The 14,069-nt window shown below is 68.2% G+C and carries 12 protein-coding genes and 1 pseudogene; 8 read left to right on the top strand and 5 right to left on the bottom strand.

Annotated elements, in window-relative coordinates:
* The 5 genes and pseudogenes from E8A12_RS05380 to virB11 form a co-directional block, all read left to right on the top strand.
* A pseudogene (locus E8A12_RS05380) lies at positions 1-644 on the top strand (VirB4 family type IV secretion/conjugal transfer ATPase); the annotation flags it as partial.
* Positions 641-1,786, top strand: a complete 1,146-nt coding sequence (locus tag E8A12_RS05375; protein ID WP_293366799.1) for a type IV secretion system protein — start codon at positions 641-643, stop codon at positions 1,784-1,786. The pseudogene E8A12_RS05380 and the gene E8A12_RS05375, both read left to right, overlap by 4 nt.
* On the top strand, positions 1,783-2,550 hold the full coding sequence (locus tag E8A12_RS05370) for a TrbG/VirB9 family P-type conjugative transfer protein (protein WP_293366798.1): 768 nt from the start codon (positions 1,783-1,785) through the stop codon (positions 2,548-2,550). Before E8A12_RS05375 ends, E8A12_RS05370 begins: the two co-directional genes overlap by 4 nt.
* Complete coding sequence (gene virB10, locus E8A12_RS05365; protein ID WP_293366796.1) at positions 2,547-3,665, top strand: type IV secretion system protein VirB10; 1,119 nt, start codon at positions 2,547-2,549, stop codon at positions 3,663-3,665. Before E8A12_RS05370 ends, virB10 begins: the two co-directional genes overlap by 4 nt.
* Before the next feature lie 10 nt (positions 3,666-3,675).
* The gene (virB11, locus tag E8A12_RS05360; protein ID WP_293366794.1) at positions 3,676-4,683 is read left to right on the top strand and encodes a P-type DNA transfer ATPase VirB11; all 1,008 of its coding nucleotides are present in this window, start codon (positions 3,676-3,678) and stop codon (positions 4,681-4,683) included.
* A gap of 2 nt (positions 4,684-4,685) precedes the next feature.
* Here the strand turns inward: virB11 and E8A12_RS05355 are convergent, their stop codons facing one another.
* Positions 4,686-5,288, bottom strand: a complete 603-nt coding sequence (locus tag E8A12_RS05355) for an acyloxyacyl hydrolase (RefSeq protein WP_293366793.1) — start codon at positions 5,286-5,288, stop codon at positions 4,686-4,688.
* Positions 5,289-5,508: 220 nt separating this feature from the next.
* On the opposite strand from E8A12_RS05355, the gene E8A12_RS05350 reads away from it, so the two are divergent.
* Positions 5,509-5,883: a hypothetical protein gene (locus E8A12_RS05350; protein ID WP_293366792.1), complete on the top strand. Its 375-nt coding sequence runs from the start codon at positions 5,509-5,511 to the stop codon at positions 5,881-5,883.
* Between the two features lie 106 nt (positions 5,884-5,989).
* Entirely contained in the window at positions 5,990-7,471 is a 1,482-nt protein-coding gene (locus tag E8A12_RS05345; RefSeq protein WP_293366791.1) for an exopolysaccharide biosynthesis polyprenyl glycosylphosphotransferase, read from the top strand.
* 4 nt (positions 7,472-7,475) lie between these two features.
* Here the strand turns inward: E8A12_RS05345 and asnB are convergent, their stop codons facing one another.
* Together asnB and E8A12_RS05335 are read right to left on the bottom strand one after the other, a co-directional pair.
* Entirely contained in the window at positions 7,476-9,404 is a 1,929-nt protein-coding gene (gene asnB, locus E8A12_RS05340; protein WP_293366789.1) for an asparagine synthase (glutamine-hydrolyzing), read from the bottom strand.
* 67 nt (positions 9,405-9,471) lie between these two features.
* Positions 9,472-10,401, bottom strand: a complete 930-nt coding sequence (locus tag E8A12_RS05335; RefSeq protein ID WP_293366788.1) for a glycosyltransferase — start codon at positions 10,399-10,401, stop codon at positions 9,472-9,474.
* Between the two features lie 227 nt (positions 10,402-10,628).
* Between E8A12_RS05335 and welK the strand changes: the two genes are divergently transcribed.
* Positions 10,629-11,687: a beta-1,4-glucuronosyltransferase WelK gene (gene welK, locus E8A12_RS05330; RefSeq protein WP_293366787.1), complete on the top strand. Its 1,059-nt coding sequence runs from the start codon at positions 10,629-10,631 to the stop codon at positions 11,685-11,687.
* Here welK and E8A12_RS05325 read toward each other — a convergent pair.
* Together E8A12_RS05325 and E8A12_RS05320 are read right to left on the bottom strand one after the other, a co-directional pair.
* On the bottom strand, positions 11,684-12,598 hold the full coding sequence (locus E8A12_RS05325; RefSeq protein ID WP_293366786.1) for a glycosyltransferase family 2 protein: 915 nt from the start codon (positions 12,596-12,598) through the stop codon (positions 11,684-11,686). The two genes, welK and E8A12_RS05325, sit on opposite strands and share 4 nt — an antisense overlap.
* Before the next feature lie 176 nt (positions 12,599-12,774).
* Positions 12,775-13,458, bottom strand: coding sequence for a PEPxxWA-CTERM sorting domain-containing protein (locus E8A12_RS05320; RefSeq protein WP_293366784.1), 684 nt, complete (start codon positions 13,456-13,458; stop codon positions 12,775-12,777).
* Positions 13,459-14,069: the final 611 nt, after the last annotated feature.

The raw sequence follows: 14,069 nt of genomic DNA, 5'->3' as shown, positions 1-14,069 counted from the left end.
AGGGCGGCGAGCACGCCTGGCTGTTCGACAACGCCGTCGATCGTCTCGACGTCGACGCCCGCATCGTGGGCTTCGACATGACCAAGATCCTGGATGCGCCCACCATCCGCACGCCGGCGATGATGTACCTGTTCCATCGCCTCGAGCAGCGCCTGGACGGCTCGCCGGCCATCATCGTCGTCGACGAGGGCTGGAAGGCGCTGGACGATCCGGTGTTCGTGCGGCGGATCAAGGACTGGGAAAAAACCATCCGCAAGCGCAACGGACTGGTCGGCTTCTGCACCCAGAGCGCCTCCGACGCCCTGGAAAGCCGCATCGCGTCTGCGATCATCGAGCAGGCCGCCACGCAGATCTTCTTCCCCAACAGCCGCGCACGGGTCGCCGACTACGTGGAAGGCTTCGGCCTGACCGAGCACGAGTTCGAGCTGGTGCGCAGCCTGCCCGACACCTCGCGCTGCTTCCTGATCAAGCGTGGCGACCATTCCGTCGTCGCCCGGCTCGACCTGTCGGGCCTCTCCGGCGAGCTGGCGGTGCTGGCCGGCACCGAGCGGGCCGTGCGGCGGCTGGAAGCCTTGCGTGGCGAGCTCGGCGACGAGCCCGACGCCTGGCTTGGCCCCTTCATGGCGGGGCGCACAGCGGCATGAGCGGATCCTGCTCCAGCCTGGTCGGCGAAGGCGTCATCCGCGGCGTGCTGGGCGCTGTCGATTGCCAGACGCGCGCCTTCGCCGAGGCCGGCTATTCTTCCCTGACGTCGGCCTCGTCCGGCTTCCAGATCGCGCTGACGGCGCTGCTCACCATCTACGTCGCCCTGGTCGGCTACCGGATGATGTTCGCCCAAGGCGGCGCCAAGCTCTCCGATGCGCCGGGCATCGCGCTTTCCATCGGCGCCATCCTGGCCCTCGTCACCAGCTGGTCGACCTTCCAGACCCTGGTCTTCGACGTGGCGTCCAAGGCGCCCGGCGAGATCGCTGCGGCGGTCGCCGCGCCGCTCCAGGCCAACAGCGGCTCGCTGGCCGCCGACCCGGTGAACGGGCTGCAAGCGGCCTATGACCAGTTGACCCGCTCGGCCGTGGCCTTCGGCGCCACCGCCGGACCCAACGCCAAGGCCTATTCCAGCCCGCAGGCGTCGGCCGCCGAGGCCCTTTCGGCCGCGTCCGGCGCGCTCTTCATGACCACCGCCGGCGTCATCGCCGCCGCCACCCTGTCGATCGGCGTGCTGACCGCCGTGGGCCCGATCTTCATCGCCATGTTCCTGATCCCGGCCACTCGAGGCCTGTTCTCCGGCTGGGTGAGGGCCCTGGGCGCGGCGGCGCTCGTGCTATTGCTGGGCTGGCTGGGGATCGTGCTCCTGCTCTCCGTGCTGGAGCCCTGGCTGATCGCGCTCGCCCGCGAGCAACAGTCCGGCCAGCTGCAGACCCAGACCGCCACCAGCGCCGCGGCCCTGGTCGCGGTGTTCAGCGTCGGGCAGGTGGGTCTGCTGATCGCCGCCTGCGTCATGGCCTTCGGCTTCCGCCTGCGCAGCGCCGTCCCCGGCGTCGGCCGCCGCCTTGCCCCGACCGCCGCGCCGGAACCGGCCACGATGGCGCCGGAGCCCTCCCGCGCCCAGCGCCTGGCCTTCGATCTGCAGCGCGATCCCGCCTATTCAGAAGCCCGCGCGCGCCCGATGCAGCTCGCCGCCGCCACCGCCTCCGCCAGCCGCCAGACCGTCGAGGTCAAGCACGCGCCGCGCCTCGGCGATGAGTACCGCCGACCGGCCGTCGAGTCGCGCCGACTGAAGGTCCGATGATGAAGCCGCTCGCGCCCCTCACACTTGCCCTCATGCTGCTGGCCGCGCCGGCCGGCGCCGTCGCGCCGCATCCCGGTCCGGGCGATCCGCGCATCTTCGAGGTGCTCTACGACCCCAGCGAAGTGGTCGAGCTGCACGGCGTCTTGGGCTACCAGCTGTCCCTGGAGTTCGATCCCGCCGAGCGCATCGAGAATGTCGCCATCGGCGATTCCCTCGGCTGGCAGGTGACGCCGAACCGCAAGGCGAACCTGCTGTTCATCAAGCCGATGTCGCTGCGTCCCGACACCAACATGACGGTGGTCACTAACCTGCGCCGCTACAACTTCGAGCTCAGCGTGAAGGCCAAGGCGCCGGCCAAGGCGATCCCGTTCAGCGTGCGCTTCACCTATCCGCCGCCGGTCTATGCGATCGTCGAGCCGCCGCCGCTCCCGCCACCGCCGATCGACCGCAACCACGCCTACAGCTTCCAGGGCTCGGACAAGAACCTGCCGGACCGCATGTTCGACGACGGTCTGGCGACCTATTTCACCTTCCGCAGCCAGGAAGACCTGCCGGCGATCTTCGCCGTCGAGCCGGACGGGCAAGAGTCGGTGGTCAATTCGCACATGAAGGACGGCTACATCGTGGTCGACCGCATCGCCCGCGGCTTCGTCCTGCGACGCGGCAGCGAAGTGACCAAGGTCTACAACGACGGCTATCATTCCCAACAGGCGAGCGCGCTCAGTCCGGTGCGCAAGCCGAAGGACCCCTGGTGGCGCCGATGACGTCCGAACCCCAACCGAGCGACGGCGTGAGCGCGGTCTTCGCCCGCAGCGAAGCCATGCGTCCCAGGGTGCAGCAGCCCAATTCGCCCTGGACTGTGATCGCGGGCCTGGGCGCCGCCGCCGCCCTCGGCGTCTTCGCCTTCACCAGCCTCAGCAACGCGCGCGCCGCCCACGCCCAGACCGCGCCGCCCCGGCTCGACGCCGCTGGCCAGCCGACGCCGGCCTGGGCGCCGGCGCTGCAGATGATGATGGCGCAGAACCAGGCAGTGAACCCGGTCCCGCCGTCGGCCCAGGCGGCCCCGCCGGCGCCCACGCCCGCGCCTCTGCCGGCTGCGCCCCAACCCAATCCCTCCGAGGCCAACTGGAAGGCGCCTGCAGTGGTCGTCGACCTCAGCGAGCCCGGCGGCGCGGCGGCGACCACGCGCCTTGCCCAGGCCGGCGCCGCGGGCGCACCCACGGCCGCGACGGCGGAGGACGCACGCCTCAACCCCGAGGAGCGGTTCGCCGCGCGGGTCTCCGGATCGCTCACCGAGACGGCGCGCGCCATCCAGATGCGCGACCTCGCCCGCATCGTGCCGCAGGGCTTCGTGATCCCCGCCGTCCTGGAGACCGCAATCGACTCCGACCTGCCCGGCTCGGTCCGCGCGGTGGTCAGCCGTGACGTGCGCGGCTTCGACGGCAGCCAGGTGCTGATCCCGCGCGGCTCCAAGCTGATTGGCCAGTACCGCAGCGCCGCCGCCGTCGGCCAGACGCGGGCCTTCGTGGTCTGGTCGCGGATCATCACACCCGGCGGCGTCTCGGTGGATGTGGGCTCGCCCGCCACCGATCAGCTGGGTCGCGGCGGTCTGGCCGGCAAAGCCGACACCCATTTCTTCGAACGCTTCGGCGCCTCGATCCTGCTCTCGGTGATCTCCGCCGGGGTCAATGCCGCCGGCGCCAGCAGCGGCAGTTCCACGGCTATCGTCATCGGGTCGTCCACCCAGGCGAACCAGGTGGCCAGCATCGCGCTCCAGAAGCAGATCGACATCCCCACCACCATCCGCGTCCCGCAGGGCGCGCCGGTGCAGGTCTCGGTGGCCCGCGACCTCGACTTCTCAGGCGTCGCACCGCGATGAAGGCCGCCAGATGAGCGCCGGCGGCGTCTATCTCGACGCCTATCTGTCGCCGCTGGCGCCGTGGCTGTCGCGGCCGGACGTCACCGACCTCCTGATCAACCGCCCGGGCGAGGTCTGGGTGGAGACCACCGGCGGGGCGATGAGCCGCGAGCCCGCCGACCAGCTGACCGAAGTCGCCCTGCTGCGCCTGGCGCGCCAGATCGCCGCCGCCAGCCACCAAGGCGTCAACCGCGAGCAGCCTCTTCTCTCGGCGACGTTGCCCGACGGCGCCCGCGTGCAGGTGGCCGCGCCGCCGGCCACCCGTGGCGGTCTGGTGATGGCGGTGCGAAAGCATGTGCTCTCCGACATGAGCCTGGAGGACATGGCCCGCGACGGCCTGTTCGACGCCGCCCAGCGCAGCGACCCGGTGGGCGATGCAGCCGCCGACGCGGCGCTGGAAGCCGTGCTCGATTCCGGCGACATGATGGGCTTCCTCCGCGAGGCGGTGGCCCGGCGCAAGACCATTGTCATCTCCGGCGGGACCGGCAGCGGCAAGACGACACTGCTGAACGCTCTGGTGAAGGAAATCCCCCGCTCCGAGCGCCTGGTGGTCATCGAGGACGCGCCGGAGGTGCGGCTGGATCACCCCAATGCCGTGGGCCTTATCTCTGTGCGCGGCGAATTGGGCGAGGCCCAGGTGGACGCCGACACCCTGCTGGCCGCGGCGCTTCGCTTGCGGCCGGACCGCATCCTGCTGGGCGAATTGCGCGGCCGCGAGGCCTTCGCCTTCATGCGCGCGGTGAATAGCGGCCACCCGGGATCGATCACCACGGTGCATGCCGACAGTCCGGCCGGCGCGCTCGACCAGATTTCGCTTCTTGCCCTCACCTCAGGCGTCGACCTGGGCTGGGACAAGGTGCAGGCCTATGTCAGCCGGGTCGTCGATGTGGTGGTGCAGCTCGACCGCACGGCCGGCGCGCGGCGCCTGACCGAGGTGCTGTTCCGCTCGCGCCAGCACCGCCGTCGCGCCGGGGACTAGTTCTACTTGTCGATGCCGTAGCGGTAGACCGCGCGGAAGCCGAAGTCGCCAAGGCCGGGGTTCTGCGGGCCCGCCAGCTGGGCATGGCTCATGTGGATCCAGGACATCTCCACCGACCATCGGTCGGTCGCCTTCCAGCCCAAGGACAGCTCCGGCTCGAACAGGACGCGCGAGCCCAGGTCGAGCTTGGTGTCCCATTGGTGCAGGCGATAGGCGACCTGGTCAGGGGTCAGGCCAGGATCGTTGGGCGACGGCAGATCGACCGATCCGGTGTGGATGGCCCCGCCGATGCCGGGCTCGAAATAGAGCCTGTCGTCGAGGAATTTGAACCGCCAGTCGAAGCCAGCTGCGGCGAAATCCGTCTCGCCCAGGGTGTTCAGGCCGATCAGGAAGTGGACATGCGGCGAGCCGATCCACGACAGCTCGTCCAGCGAGGCGGTCCGGACCCCAAACACGACATCCTTGCCGTGCTCGAAGTGTCCGCCGTGGGAGATGCCATCCATGATGTCGTGCTGATAGACGCCGAGGAAGAGCTCACCGGCGCTGGCCCGGCCCGCCGCCAGCGCCAGGATGGCCGCCGCCACCAGACTTGCTCTCAACGCCATCTCGATACTCCCAAGGCCTTAGCCCAGTCGTAACCCTAACCGATTGCCAATTCCTTGAGCGTCGCGCGCCAGGGGTCGCGCGTGGCAAGCGCCGCCGTGCATCTTTCGTCGTAAATCCGGCGTAACCTTTGCAGTGCAGGGCTTGCGTCCTGCCTCGTGTTCAACACCGGGACAGGTCGCAGGTGAGCGCCACGCATCCGCGCGATGCAGACGGGGTTCGATGTTGTTGTGGGTTTTGCTTCTCGGCGGGTTGGCGGCGATCGGCGCGATCGGCGCGCTGGTCCTGTCGGTCAGCCGTGCGGAGCGCCGCGCTCGCCGCAGCCTCTACCGCGCCCTGGGCCTTGCCGAGACTACCGTCGACTTCCTGATGGCGCGCAACCGCGACGTGCTCACTGAGCTCTCCTATGTGCGCGGAGAGGGTGAAGCCGCCGTCAGCGAGGCTATCGAGGCCGCCCCTTCGCGCCACCGCAATGTCGTCTTTCTGCGACCGGGCCTTCGCCCGCCGCGCGCGGCGGCGAGTGGCGCCGGGTCTGACGATCGACAGGCCCACGACGGCGAGTCCTCGCCGTCCTCGGCCGGCGAAACGCGCCACTAGTCCGCCAGGTCGCCGCAGCGTCGCTGCGCCCCATTTCCTTGCCCGATTAACGGCTTGATCAGCCGAAGCTGGCATTGTCCCGCCAACAAGTGGTGGGTGATCCGAGATGGCGTACGACACAGGCGCGCCAGGCGCCGAGAGCGAAGCTTCCGCACCGATCCAGCGTGGTCCCCTGCGCCCCTCGCGCCTAGCGACCGCGCGCTCGAGACTGGGCGGCGACACGCTGGTCCGCCTCGTCCAGTTCAGCGACCTTGCCCTTCTCGCCGGCCTCTTCCTGACGCGATGGCTGAGCGGCGGCATGGGCGGCGCGGCCGTTCTGCTCGCCGTCGCCTCCGTGCTGGTGGCGGCCGCCCTGGTGAGTTTCGAGGCCTATCAGCTGGGCGCTCGGGAGCGCCTGCATCGCCACGTTTACCGCGTGATCGGCGCGGTGGGCGGCGGCGGCCTGATGATGCTGACCTTCGTCTCCCTGGTCGCCCCTGCCGACAAGGCCGCGGACATCCTGCAGATCGTCGACTGGTGCCTGACCGCGGTGGCCCTGCTCTGCGCCTCGCACCTGGTCTGGTTCGCCTATATCCGCAGCCTGCGTCGCCAAGGCCTTCTGACCCCCAACCTGATGATCGTCGGCGCCACGCCCGCCGCCGAACGCCTGGTGGCCGCCGCCCTGGCCAGCCGCGACGTGAACATCCTGGGCGTGTTCGACGACCGCGGCGCGCGCAGCCCGCGGCACATCTTCGGCGTGCCGGTGCTTGGCAAGACCTCGGAGATCAAAGGCCACCGCCTGCTGCCCTACGTCGACCGCATCGTGGTCGCCGTGCCGTCCGGCGCCACCGCGCGCATCGCCCAGCTGATCCAGGAGCTGGCGCCGGTTCCCAACGCCGTCAGCCTGCTGATGGACAGCTATGATCCGTCGACCGAGCGGGCCGCCCATGAGCGGCTGCTCGACATGCCGCTGGCCCATCTGGCCGGGACGCGGCGCGGCGCCATGCAGGCTCTGCTGAAGCGCATGATCGACGTTTCGTTCAGCATCGGCGGCCTCATCGTGCTCGCCCCGGCGCTGGTCGCCATCGCCATCGCCATCCGCCTCGACAGCCCCGGCCCGATCCTCTTCAAGCAGCGCCGCCACGGCTACATGAACGAGGAGGTCGTGGTCTGGAAGTTCCGGTCCATGAAGACCGAGATGACCGACCACGCCGCCGCCCGCCAAGTCACCGCCAATGACGACCGGGTGACCCGCGTGGGCGCGTTCCTGCGGCGCACCAGCCTCGACGAGCTGCCGCAGCTGTGGAACGTGATCCGCGGCGAGATGTCCCTGGTCGGGCCGCGCCCGCACGCCATCGGCATGCTGGCCAACGGCAAGGAGGCTTCGAAGCTTGTGGCGTCCTACGCCCACCGCCACCGCATGAAGCCGGGCCTCACCGGCTGGGCGGCGATCAACGGCTCGCGCGGCCCGGCCGACACCACCGAGGCGATCCAGCGCCGTGTCTCGCTGGACCTGGAATATGTGGAGCGCCAGTCCGTCTGGCTCGACCTGTCGATCATCGTCAAGACCCTGCCCTGCGTCCTGGGCGACACCGCTTCGGTGCGCTAGGCGATCAGGCCGCGGTCAGTTCGCGCTGGCGGCGGCTCACCAGGAAAACGTCGCGGTACCAGACTTCCGCGGTCAGCAGCGTCCAGAGGGACTCGCTGGCGTCGATCTCGCCGCTGTCGTGGGAGCGAAGGAGTTCGGCGATCGCAACCTTGTCGCCATAGCAGCCGATCAGGCCCTCGCCGCTCGTCAGGTATCCGTACAACATGTCGCGCAGCGGACCTCGGAACCACTCGGCGAGCGGCACCCTGAAGCCCCATTTGGCGCGGTTGGTGATGGCCGGCGGCAACAGGTCCTTGGCCCATTGGCGCACGATCCACTTGCCGACGCCGCCGCGGATCTTCAGCCGGTCCGGCAAGGCCAGCCCAAAGGCGGCGAGTTCCTTGTCCAGGAACGGCGGGCGCACCTCCAGCCCCTCGGCCATGGTCATGCGGTCGCCGCGCTCCAGCATGTTACCGGGAAGCCAGGTCGCAAAGTCCACCGCCTGCATGCGGAAGAGCGGCCCCTCGTCGGTCACGGTCGCGAGCGCCGCGCTCTGGGTTTCGACGGTGCGCTGCAGGTCACCATCCGACCAGCCGAGCCCGGGAAACAGGCTCCGCAGGCCGTCGCGGTCGAAATAGCTGAACCACTGGACGAGGCGGTCGACTTCGTTCGGCCCCGCCATCGCGCGGAACGCCACCAGGGCGCGCCGGCGGTCGAGACCCAGCAGCCCGGTCAGCTTCGCCGCCAAGGCGGGCTGCAGGATCGTAAGCGCCTTGCGGATCGCCCAGGGCGGATCGGCGTAGGCGTGCTTCGGGTAGCCGGCGAAAATCTCGTCGGCGCCCTCGCCCGAGAGCGCCACCTTGACCGTTTCCTTGGCCACCCGGCTCATTTCGGCGATGGCGACGTCAGCCGGCTGGCTGACCGGGCCGTCCCGGCAGGCCGACAGCTCCGCCAGCCGTCGGATATAGGCGTCGGGCCCGACGACGATCGGACGGTGCAGGGTCCCGAACGCGTTGGCGACGGTCTCGGCGTACTTCAACTCGCTGTGCGGATCGCCCGCGAAGCCCACCGAAAACGTCTGGATCTGGTCGTGAGGCGCGCGGAGCTCGCGCATCGCCGCCACGATCAGGCTGCTGTCGAGCCCGCCGGAGAGGAAGGCCCCGACCGGCACATCGGCGACCAAGCGCTGGCGCACGGAATCCATGAAGAGATCGCGGCCGCGGCGGATCAGCTCCTCGTCGTCGATGCCCTGGGCCTGTCGCCGCGCCTGGGTGACCTCGGCGGCCAGCATATAGAAGCGCCCGGTCCGAACGCCTTGCCGGTCGAACTCCAGCCATGCGCCGGGTTCCAGCTGGCGCACCCCGCGCTGCAGACACTCGTTGCTATAGACCGCGCGGAACCGCAGGGCCTGGCGAAGGGCGTCTTCATCCAGGTCAGGCTTGACCAGCGGATGTTCCAGCAACGCCTTGAGCTCGCTGCCGAACACCAGAACCCCGGGCGACGGGGTGGCGTAGAACAGTGGCTTCTCGCCGACCGCGTCGCGCGCCAGCAGCAGGCGCTCGCCCTTGCGGTCCCAGGCGCCCAGCGCGAACATGGCGTCGAACCGCGGCAGGACGCCGGTCCATTCCCGCGCGACCCCGCGCAGGATCACCTCGGTGTCCCCGTTGGTTTGGAAGCGCTCGCCCGCCGCCTCGAACTCGGCGCGGAGTTCCCGGTAATTGTAGAGTTCGCCATTGTAGACGATCGCCACGTCGCTATCGGGAAACGCCATGGGCTGCGGGCTGCCGACGACGTCGATGATGCTCAGGCGCGTGTGCGCCAGACCGCAGGCGCCCTCGATCCAGACGCCGGAAGCGTCAGGCCCGCGCCGCCCGAGCGCCTTGGTCATGGCGGTCAGGACCTTTCGGTCGGGCTCTCCCGTCGAGAAGTCGACATAGCCGGCGATGCCGCACATTAGCTGACAAGCCCCGCAACAGCGTGGCGGATAGCGGATGGCGGGCGCGTCAATTGCCGCGACATGTTCAGACCTTGGGTCGTTCGGCCTGGCGCGAGGAATCGTCGCGTTCCCAGACATATCGCCCGGATGTGTTCATCTGCCGTTGCGCGCGTAACCATGAAGCGATCGCGACATAGACATAGGGCAGGGCTGAAAGATAGAGCGACGGACGGCCTGCGACCTCAAGTAGCGCGTTCCGATAATGCTTGGTCTTGGCTTCGCGGCTGGCGAGTTCGGGATACCTCTGACGCAGTTGCAACACGCCCAAGCGGCTGCGCGTCTTGATCTTGCGCAGGTCCCGAATGGCCATGGGGGCGATCACTTCGCTCACCGCGTCGGGCACCTGAACCCGTTCATGGGGCTCGAAGAGCAGGCGGACGTAGCCGTCGTCGGCGATCACGTCGGGGAAATCCTTGAAGCGCTGACGCCCCTCGCGGCTGAGCGCATAGGCGCCCGCCGCGATCATCCCCTCCTGGATGTAGGGCAGCGCCGTCCAGAACCGATAGTAGGCGCGCACGCCCCAGCTTGTTCCCGGCAGGAAGATATTGACCGGCCGCGGCGCGGCGGCGAGCGCCGGCCCCTGCTCAAGCGCCGCAGCGATCTTGCGGATCGCCGGCAAGGTGATCACCACGTCGGCGTCGACGTAGACGCGCGGGAAACCGCTCGCCGCCGCATCGCCAAGGTTCAGCGCATGGGTCTTGGACGGAACGTCGGTCTCAATCACCCGCACCGGTTCGCCGAAGCCACGCGCCACCGCGGCGGTGTCGTCCGAACAGCCGTTGCAGACGACGAACACCTCGATCTCGCCCGGCTGGCGGTCACGAAGCAGGGACTGCAGGCATCTCGCGATGACGGCGGCCTCGTTGTAGGCGGGGATGACGACCGAGATCAGGAAACCAGTTCCCTCAAGTCCGAAGGGGCGAGGCCAAGGTCCAACATGAGAATCGCGCGACAATCAGGCTGGCAGGGGCAACGACACGACTTACAACATAAGCTACGGGACCGCGCCAAGGGCAGTTGCATCTTCGGACGATTTTCAGCGAACATGTTCGTCCGACTCAATCCTCTGCTCAGTCTGACCGCAAAGTCCGACATCTCGATTGCAAGTCCGTTATCGATTTGCAGAGACGGGCTGTCCTAGAGCTTTTCGATGTCGATCACCTGGCAAGAGGCGCATATCCCATGGCGGGTTTGAGCGGCGCGGCATCGAAGCCGGCTGTGCGCATCTGCCTGGCGGGCTCGGGTGGCGGCCATGTGCGCCAACTCCTTGATCTGCAACCGCTCTGGTCGCAGCACGACTACTTCTTCGTCACCGAAGACACCGCCCTTGGCCAGACGCTGAGCGGCGCGCATCGGACCTACCTGGTTCCGCACTTCGCGTGGGGGCAAGCCCGGCTCGGCGCGCCGTTCCGGATGCTGGCGGCGGCGGCCCGGAGCCTCGTCCAGTCGGCGGCGATCATGTTCAAGGAACGGCCGGGCATCGTCATCAGCACAGGCGCCGGCGCCGTCTTTTTCGCCGTGCTCTGGGCGAAGCTGGTCGGCGCGCGGGTGGTGATCATCGAGTCCTTCGCCCGGTTCGAAGGCCCGTCGCTCTTCGGCCGCCTGGCGTCCCCGCTAGCCGACGACCTGATAGTCCAGTCCCCCAAGCTGCAGGCCGCCTATCCGCGCGCGCACGTGTTCGACCCCATGCGGATGCTCGACGGAAAACCCCCGCCCAAACAGGCCCTTGTCTTCGCCACGGTGGGCGCCACCCTGCCCTTCAACCGCCTCGTCGAGAGCGTCGCCGAACTCAACCGCGAGGGGGCGATTCCCGAACGGCTGGTGGTCCAGACCGGCATCGGCGGCGCCGCGCCGGCAGACTTGCCGGTCGTGGAGACCCTGCCGTTCGACGAGGTGCAGGCCCTGCTGCGAGACGCCTCGATCGTGGTCTGCCACGGCGGCACAGGCTCGCTGATCACAGCGCTCCGCGAGGGCTGCCAGGTGATCGCGATGCCGCGGCTGGCGTCACGGGGCGAGCACTACGACGACCATCAGAGCGAGATCACCAGCGCCTTCGCCCAGCGCGGCCTGATCCTGGTCGCCAACACCGTCGACGAGCTGCGCGAAGCCTTCGTCCAGGCGCGCAGCCGCACACCGGTCATGGCCACCAGCGATCCCGCGGCGCTCATCGAATTCCTGCAGGGCGTGGTCGGGGCGTTGAACCGGCCGAAGACATCCGCCCGCGTGGCGCCGGCGGCCTAGCGGCTGATCCAGCCGGGCTTGCCGCGCTGGTTCCTGACCCCGCTCCACCAGCCCTGCAAGGCATAGCCGGTCTGGGCCCAGGCCCCGCGACGGGCAAAGCGCGCGAACAGCATGATCAGCGCGCCCAGGGTCGTCACCGGCAGGTGTCCTGGGAAACAGTCCCGCGTTATCAGGAGCTTGTTCCGCTCATCGAGAAAAATCGGCATTCGGCTGCGTTGCGACATCCGGCTCACCGATCCGGTTGTGGTGCCCTGCTGGTGCAGGACGTTTGCGTCCGCGGCGACGCCCAACCGCACGCCCATCGCCACGGCGCGAAGGCACCATTCGACCTCCTCGCCATAGAGGAAATAGTCCTCCCGCATCTTGCCGACCCGCTCGACAAAGGCGCGGCTCACCAGCATTGAGGCGCCGCTCAGATAGCTCAGGCGTCCCTCGTCGCCGAACGATGCGGAGTCGGAAATCTGGGCGCCGTGATCGATCGATATGGCCCGCGCCAGCCAGGGATTCCATCGCCCGCCGCGTGACGCGACCCGCCCGGACGCGTCGTGGACCGTGCATCCGACCGCCTCCACGTCGCCCTTGGCCAGGCGCGCGCACATCCGCGAGAGCGCCTGCGGATCGGGAAGGGTGTCCGGATTGAGGATCCACCACCCCTCGGCCGTGGCGGCTTGGTCCATGCAAAGATTGACCCCGCCAGCATAGCCGGGGTTGTCCGCCGCCTGGATCAAGGTCGTCCTCTGTCCGCTGGAGAGGCTGTGCGGCAAGCAGCTGAGCGCAGCGAACGCGGCCGCCCCGCCGTTCTCGCAGATCACCACTTCGAAGTCGGTATGGGTGGTCTTGGTCAGGGCCTCCAGGCAGGCCTGGATATCGTCGAGGTTCCGATAGCCGACGATGCAGATCGCGACGTGCATGCGCAAAGGTCCTTGGCGATCGAAACGCGCGCCCGCGCCACCTGGAATTCGGCCCTAAGACCGTTGGGCCGGATCGGGAGGCCGCCGGAAGCTATACGGGGCCAATCGTCACGCAAATGAAAACCGCCGCCCCGGAAGGGACGGCGGTTTCCGAAGACTGGACCGTTCGGCTGTGTTTAGGCGAGCGCAGCTTGACGGCGACGGCCACGAACCAGGGCGCCGATGCCGCCGAAGCCCATGATCATCAGGCCCCAGGTGGTCGGCTCCGGGATGCCTTCGTTGAACACGTCGATGGTCGAGTTGGCGCTGCCAGCGCCGCCGGCGTGCAGCACGTACTCGGTGTTGATCGCGTAGGGGCCGGGGCCCGTGTCGACCGTGGCAAAATCGTGGAACTCCTGCGGAAGCGCATCCGTGGTCATCGAGGCGCTGCCGAGCGGGGTGCCGGTTTGCGGTTGGTCGAGCGGCGAGAGCCAGGTGTTTTCAGTCAGGCTCCAGCCCGCGCCAAGCGGCTGGGTCTGGAAGGTGCTCAGCCACTCGATGTCGCCGAGCGGTTCGGTGAGGCCCGTCACCGACACGAACACGGTCAGGTCGCCACCGGCGCCGCCGCGGGCGATCGTATCGAGCGCCTGGGTGTCGGACACTGGCGAGTCGCCCGCCGAGCCGCTGAGGTGGTTGACCGTGAAGGCGCCGAGCACGCCGGAGAACGACGCGGTGTCGGTGCCAGCCGCGATCTGGTGGAGGCCCGATCCGTCGCCGTCGTCGGCCCAGATCGTGACAGTGGCCGCGTGGCCGGCAGAGGCCACGGCCGCGACGGAGAGCGCCGCTGCGGAGGCCGCAAGAAACTTGGTGAAAGTGCGCATGGGGTCCAGTCCTTCTTAACGTCCCATTATCCGTAGCGGACCGATCCGGGCCCGTCAACAATTACATAACAATTTCTCTATGTCTCAGTTCGGCCCAGATCGAAAAATCGGCGATATCTGGGTGAATCTTAGCGCTCTGAGCGGCCCAGATCGTACAAAATCCTCAATAATTTCTGATGGATCGGAATCCCGGCGCCTGAACAATGGGCAATCCGAAAAAAATTCTGGCGCCCGAAAACCAAAATTCCCCTGAGAGGCGAACTCTTCGCCTGCTCGAGTATAATTGGGTGAGTCATTGATAAGGCCGTGATCTCAGAGGCTTTTGAACGCGCATATCGAAGCTTTCGGAGCATCTACCCCATGTATTTCGCCGTATCTGCTGTCTCTATTCTGTTAAACACACGAAAAAGGTAAATTTAGACGGCGCTGGAAGCCTGTTGATAACGTGGAGTTCCAGAAGCGCGACCGGGCGTCGGCGGCGACCGAAGCGGTTGCCCGCGGCTAATAAGCCCGCGGATCGCTGAAGATGAGGGGCACGGTGCGGGCCAGGATGGCCAGATCCAGCGCCGGCGACCACTCTTCGATATAGCTGTTGTCCGCCGCCACCCGGT

Source organism: Phenylobacterium sp., from assembly GCF_004799395.1.
Classification (GTDB): domain Bacteria; phylum Pseudomonadota; class Alphaproteobacteria; order Caulobacterales; family Caulobacteraceae; genus Phenylobacterium.
Note: the sequence above shows the minus strand (reverse complement) of the source record. Positions and strands in the feature narration are given on the sequence as shown.

Excerpts from the sequence above, each read along its gene's own strand:
- E8A12_RS05325 (WP_293366786.1), bottom strand. The coding sequence starts at position 12,598 with ATGCACGTCGCGATCTGCATCGTCGGCTATCGGAACCTCGACGATATC.
- virB10 (WP_293366796.1), top strand. The coding sequence starts at position 2,547 with ATGACGTCCGAACCCCAACCGAGCGACGGCGTGAGCGCGGTCTTCGCC.
- E8A12_RS05355 (WP_293366793.1), bottom strand. The coding sequence starts at position 5,288 with ATGGCGTTGAGAGCAAGTCTGGTGGCGGCGGCCATCCTGGCGCTGGCG.
- E8A12_RS05350 (WP_293366792.1), top strand. The coding sequence starts at position 5,509 with ATGTTGTTGTGGGTTTTGCTTCTCGGCGGGTTGGCGGCGATCGGCGCG.
- virB11 (WP_293366794.1), top strand. The coding sequence starts at position 3,676 with ATGAGCGCCGGCGGCGTCTATCTCGACGCCTATCTGTCGCCGCTGGCG.
- E8A12_RS05375 (WP_293366799.1), top strand. The coding sequence starts at position 641 with ATGAGCGGATCCTGCTCCAGCCTGGTCGGCGAAGGCGTCATCCGCGGC.
- welK (WP_293366787.1), top strand. The coding sequence starts at position 10,629 with ATGGCGGGTTTGAGCGGCGCGGCATCGAAGCCGGCTGTGCGCATCTGC.
- E8A12_RS05370 (WP_293366798.1), top strand. The coding sequence starts at position 1,783 with ATGATGAAGCCGCTCGCGCCCCTCACACTTGCCCTCATGCTGCTGGCC.
- E8A12_RS05320 (WP_293366784.1), bottom strand. The coding sequence starts at position 13,458 with ATGCGCACTTTCACCAAGTTTCTTGCGGCCTCCGCAGCGGCGCTCTCC.
- asnB (WP_293366789.1), bottom strand. The coding sequence starts at position 9,404 with ATGTGCGGCATCGCCGGCTATGTCGACTTCTCGACGGGAGAGCCCGAC.
- E8A12_RS05345 (WP_293366791.1), top strand. The coding sequence starts at position 5,990 with ATGGCGTACGACACAGGCGCGCCAGGCGCCGAGAGCGAAGCTTCCGCA.